At 58.0% G+C, this 4,244-nt stretch carries 5 protein-coding genes; 4 read left to right on the forward strand and 1 reads right to left on the reverse strand.

Features of this window, described 5'->3' with window-relative positions; translation table 11 throughout:
* Window positions 1-212 precede the first annotated feature (212 nt).
* The 4 genes from R6T97_RS14765 to R6T97_RS14780 are packed head-to-tail and all read left to right on the forward strand — an operon-like array spanning window position 213 to window position 3,659.
* Complete coding sequence (locus tag R6T97_RS14765) at window positions 213-1,097, forward strand: metal ABC transporter substrate-binding protein (protein ID WP_410350054.1); 885 nt, start codon at window positions 213-215, stop codon at window positions 1,095-1,097.
* On the forward strand, window positions 1,094-1,954 hold the full coding sequence (locus R6T97_RS14770) for a manganese/iron ABC transporter ATP-binding protein (RefSeq protein ID WP_410350050.1): 861 nt from the start codon (window positions 1,094-1,096) through the stop codon (window positions 1,952-1,954). The genes R6T97_RS14765 and R6T97_RS14770 overlap by 4 nt, the downstream gene beginning before the upstream one ends.
* A complete protein-coding gene (locus R6T97_RS14775) occupies window positions 1,954-2,808 on the forward strand; it encodes a metal ABC transporter permease (protein WP_410350051.1) in 855 nt (284 codons plus the stop codon). Before R6T97_RS14770 ends, R6T97_RS14775 begins: the two co-directional genes overlap by 1 nt.
* Entirely contained in the window at window positions 2,808-3,659 is an 852-nt protein-coding gene (locus tag R6T97_RS14780) for a metal ABC transporter permease (RefSeq protein WP_410350052.1), read from the forward strand. The genes R6T97_RS14775 and R6T97_RS14780 overlap by 1 nt, the downstream gene beginning before the upstream one ends.
* A gap of 132 nt (window positions 3,660-3,791) precedes the next feature.
* On the opposite strand, the gene R6T97_RS14785 is transcribed toward R6T97_RS14780, so the two are convergent.
* On the reverse strand, window positions 3,792-4,244 hold a 453-nt coding region (locus R6T97_RS14785), incomplete at its 5' end, for a membrane integrity-associated transporter subunit PqiC (RefSeq protein ID WP_410350053.1).

The following is a 4,244-nucleotide window of genomic DNA, read 5'->3' on the forward strand; positions in this document are numbered from 1 at the left end:
CGCCACTCCTGCGCCTTGTGTTGCGCAAGCCCGAGCAGCATGAGGAGAGCATCGGCGCAATTGCGCCTGCCGAATTGATGCGCAAAGCCTGAAAAATATCAAAGCTATGTGAGAAGTTGCGAATAGTTCTCATTTAGATTTACAATTGCGAATAAGTCGCATAAGCATCTTTTGAATTGACACTGCGCTTATGAAGGAACACTTGAATGAAGATGATCACACGCCTGTTCTCCGTTGCTTGCTTTGCTGCCCTCTCGACTGCCGCAATGGCGGAGGAGGACCGGTTCAAGGCTGTCACCACCTTTACGGTCATTGCCGATATGGCGCAGAATGTGGCAGGTGACGCCGCCATCGTCGAAAGCATCACCAAGGCCGGGGCAGAGATACACGGCTATCAACCGACGCCCCGCGATATCATTCGCGCACAGGATGCTGACCTGATTTTATGGAACGGGCTTAACCTCGAATTGTGGTTCGAGCAGTTCTTCCGGAACGTGTCCGATGTGCCAAGCGCGACGATCAGCGATGGCATCGAGCCGATGAGCATTTCGTCAGGCGAATATGACGGCAAGCCGAACCCGCACGCATGGATGAGTATGCAAAGTGCGCTGATCTATGTCGACAACATCCGCGATGCCTTTGTTGCGCATGACCCCGACAACGCCGAAACCTATCGCGCGAATGCGGAAGCCTATAAGGCCGAAATCACCGCGACGATCGCACCTTTGCGCGAACAGATCCTCGCGATGCCCGCCGCGCAGCGCTGGTTGGTCACTTGCGAAGGGGCATTCAGCTATCTGGCCCGGGATTTCCAGATGCAGGAACTTTACCTGTGGCCCATCAACGCCGACAGCCAAGGCACTCCGCAGCAGGTGCGCCGCGTCATTGATACGGTGCGCGAAAATGACATTCCTGCGGTCTTCTGCGAAAGCACGGTCAGCCAGGCCCCCGCCCAACAGGTCGCCCGTGAAACCGGTGCGCGATACGCCGGGATGCTTTACGTCGACAGTCTGACAGAGGCGGACGGCCCCGTGCCGACATACCTTGATCTGCTGCGCGTGACGGTTGAAACGATTGTCGCAGGGCTGACCGAATGACACAGACCACCGGCATCATTTCGCGTGATGTGACAGTGACCTATCGCAACGGTCAGACAGCCCTTCGCAATGCGAGCTTTGAAATCCCGACTGGGACGATAACGGGGCTTGTCGGGGTGAACGGTGCCGGGAAATCCACGCTTTTCAAGGCGATCATGGGATTTGTGCCCACCGCAAAAGGTGAAATCTCGGTGCTTGGTATGCCGGTCCGTGAAGCACTGCGCCAAAATATCGTAGCCTATGTTCCGCAATCCGAAGAGGTCGACTGGACCTTTCCCGTGCTGGTCGAAGATGTGGTGATGATGGGGCGCTATGGTCACATGGGGTTCTTCCGTCGTCCCAAACAAGCCGACCACGCGGCCGTCACGGACGCGCTGGCCCGTGTGAACATGTCCGAGTTCCGCGAGCGGCAGATCGGTGAATTGTCCGGCGGTCAACGCAAGCGCGTTTTTCTTGCGCGCGCCTTGGCGCAAGAGGGGCAGGTCATCCTGCTGGACGAACCCTTTACCGGCGTCGATGTACGTACCGAGGAAGCCATTGTCGGACTGCTGCGCGACCTGCGCGACGAGGGGCGGGTGATCCTTGTCTCCACCCACAATCTTGGCTCAGTCCCGGAATTCTGTGATCGCACCATTTTGGTGAAAGGCACCGTGCTGGCTTACGGGCTTACCAAAGAGACCTTCACCCGCGAGAACCTTGAACGCGCCTTTGGCGGTGTATTGCGCCACTTCGTGCTGGGCGGATCCGATCTGCACGAAGACGACGACAGCCGCCAGATCCGCGTGATCACCGATGATGAACGGCCCTTTGTGGTCTACGGTGAAGATGCCAAACGCAAAAACAAAGAGCCGCTTTGATGGGCTGGCTGCTGGAACCATTCAGCTATGCCTACATGTTCAACGCCATGTGGGTCAGTGCTTTGGTGGGCGGTGTCTGCGCGTTCCTGTCGGCCTATCTGATGCTCAAGGGGTGGTCGCTGATCGGTGACGCGCTGAGCCATTCCATCGTGCCGGGTGTGGCGGGCGCCTATATGCTGGGAGTGCCTTTTGCGCTGGGGGCTTTTGCTGCGGGGGGGCTTGCGGCGGGTGCGATGCTTTTTCTCAACCAGCGGTCCGGTTTGAAGGAAGATACGATCATCGGCCTGATCTTTACATCCTTCTTCGGGCTGGGCCTGTTCATGGTGTCCCTGTCGCCCACATCCGTCAGCATCCAGACGATTACCATGGGCAATATTCTGGCCATCACCCCGTCTGACACGCTGCAACTTGCGATCATCGGGTTTGTGACCTTGGCTGTTCTGCTGGCCAAGTGGAAAGACCTGATGGTGACTTTCTTTGACGAAAACCATGCGCGATCCATCGGGTTGCGGCCAGATATCCTGCGGATCATCTTCTTTACGCTGTTGTCGGCATCCTGCGTTGCGGCCCTGCAGACCGTCGGGGCATTTCTGGTGATCGCCATGGTCGTCACACCCGGAGCGACGGCCTTTCTGCTGACCGACCGGTTCCCCAGGCTGCTGATGCTGAGCGTCGCTATTGGCGCGGGCACCAGTTTTATCGGCGCCTACCTGAGCTATTTCGCAGATGGCGCGACTGGCGGAATCATCGTGACCCTGCAAACGCTGATCTTTCTTGCGGCCTTCTTCTTCGCCCCCAAGCACGGCTATCTGGCGGCCCGCCGCAAGGCCGCCGCAGCGTTGGAGGCTCACTGATGGACACGCTCCTATTCCCGTTCCAGTTCGCCTTTATGAACAACGCGTTCCTGATGATGGCGATCATAGCGGTGCCGACCAGCCTGTTGTCCTGCTTTCTGGTCCTGAAAGGCTGGTCTCTCATGGGGGATGCGATCAGCCATGCTGTTCTGCCGGGGATCGTCATTGCATTTCTGCTGAACATCCCGCTCATCATCGGTGCCTTTGTAGCGGGTATGTTCTGTGCGCTGAGCACGGGGTTTTTATCGGCGAATAGCCGGGTCAAGCAGGATACGGTCATGGGGATCGTATTTTCTGGGATGTTCGGGTTCGGACTGGTGCTTTACACCAAAATCACGACCGATGTGCACCTCGATCACATCCTCTTCGGCAATATGCTGGGTGTAGGGTCTCAAGACCTTTTGACCGCTGGTGGTATTTCTGTTCTGGTTGCCGTCATCATTCTGGCAAAGCAACGTGAGTTCATGCTGCATGCGTTTGATCCGGTGCAGGCACAGGCCGTCGGGTTGCGTGTGGGTTGGTTGCACTATGGGTTGCTCGCGCTGATTTCGCTGACGATTGTGGCGACACTGGCTGCGGTGGGGATTATCCTGGCCATAGGCCTTCTGATCGCACCGGGGGCGATCGCTTTTCTTCTGACCAAGCGTTTTGCCCTGATGCTGCCGATTGCGGTGGGCGTCACGCTGGTTTCCGGCTTTGCCGGTGTCTACCTGAGTTTCTTCATCGACAGCGCCCCTGCGCCGACGGTCATTCTTGTTCTGACAACGGTCTTTATCGCGGCTTTCATCCGCGCCAACAAGAAGATGCGTCAAGCCACGGGCGACAGTGCCGCCCCCGTTTTCAAGGATTGATCCGGCGCGCACCACGCGGGCGGCGACGTACCCGCAGATGTGCTTTACTCAACCATTGAGGACGGTCTCAAAGGCATGCAATTCGTCGATGCCTGTCTCCGCTCGTCCAAGCGCGATGGGGCACGGGCGAGGTTAGCGTCCTAGGGTCGCGGCGATCTGTTCGGCCAGTTTGAGCAGTGCTGCGGATTGCGCAGCGGCAATGCTGCCCACCATTGCATCTGCCATCTGCTCGGTGATTTCGAAGGTATGGCTGCTGTCGCGGAAAGGCACGGCTTCGCTGGCGATGAAGAACTGACCGTTCAACTTGAAAGTGCCGTCAAGACTGCCCAGCATCCGCTCAACCCGGATATCCACCGACACGTCCGGCAAACCGATGAATGGCCAAGGGTCCGGACCGACATCGGTGTTCAGAATATCCCCGAGTGTGCGGGTCAGGATCAAGGTGACCGCCCGGTCCGGCCTGTCCGCCCAAAGCACATCTTCGCGGATGATGATGCGGCCATCCGTGGTTTCCAGAGCAATCTCTTCGGCTGCGGCATAGGTGGGCAGGGAAACCGTGCGCACCATCGCGCTTTGCACGCGTGG

Origin of the sequence: Yoonia sp., from assembly GCF_046498525.1 — a bacterium.
Taxonomy (GTDB): Bacteria; Pseudomonadota; Alphaproteobacteria; order Rhodobacterales; family Rhodobacteraceae; genus Yoonia.

Bases quoted from the DNA above. Each gene is read 5' to 3' on its own strand.
- R6T97_RS14770 (WP_410350050.1), top strand. From the start codon at position 1,094: ATGACACAGACCACCGGCATCATTTCGCGTGATGTGACAGTGACCTAT.
- R6T97_RS14765 (WP_410350054.1), top strand. From the start codon at position 213: ATGATCACACGCCTGTTCTCCGTTGCTTGCTTTGCTGCCCTCTCGACT.
- R6T97_RS14780 (WP_410350052.1), top strand. From the start codon at position 2,808: ATGGACACGCTCCTATTCCCGTTCCAGTTCGCCTTTATGAACAACGCG.
- R6T97_RS14775 (WP_410350051.1), top strand. From the start codon at position 1,954: ATGGGCTGGCTGCTGGAACCATTCAGCTATGCCTACATGTTCAACGCC.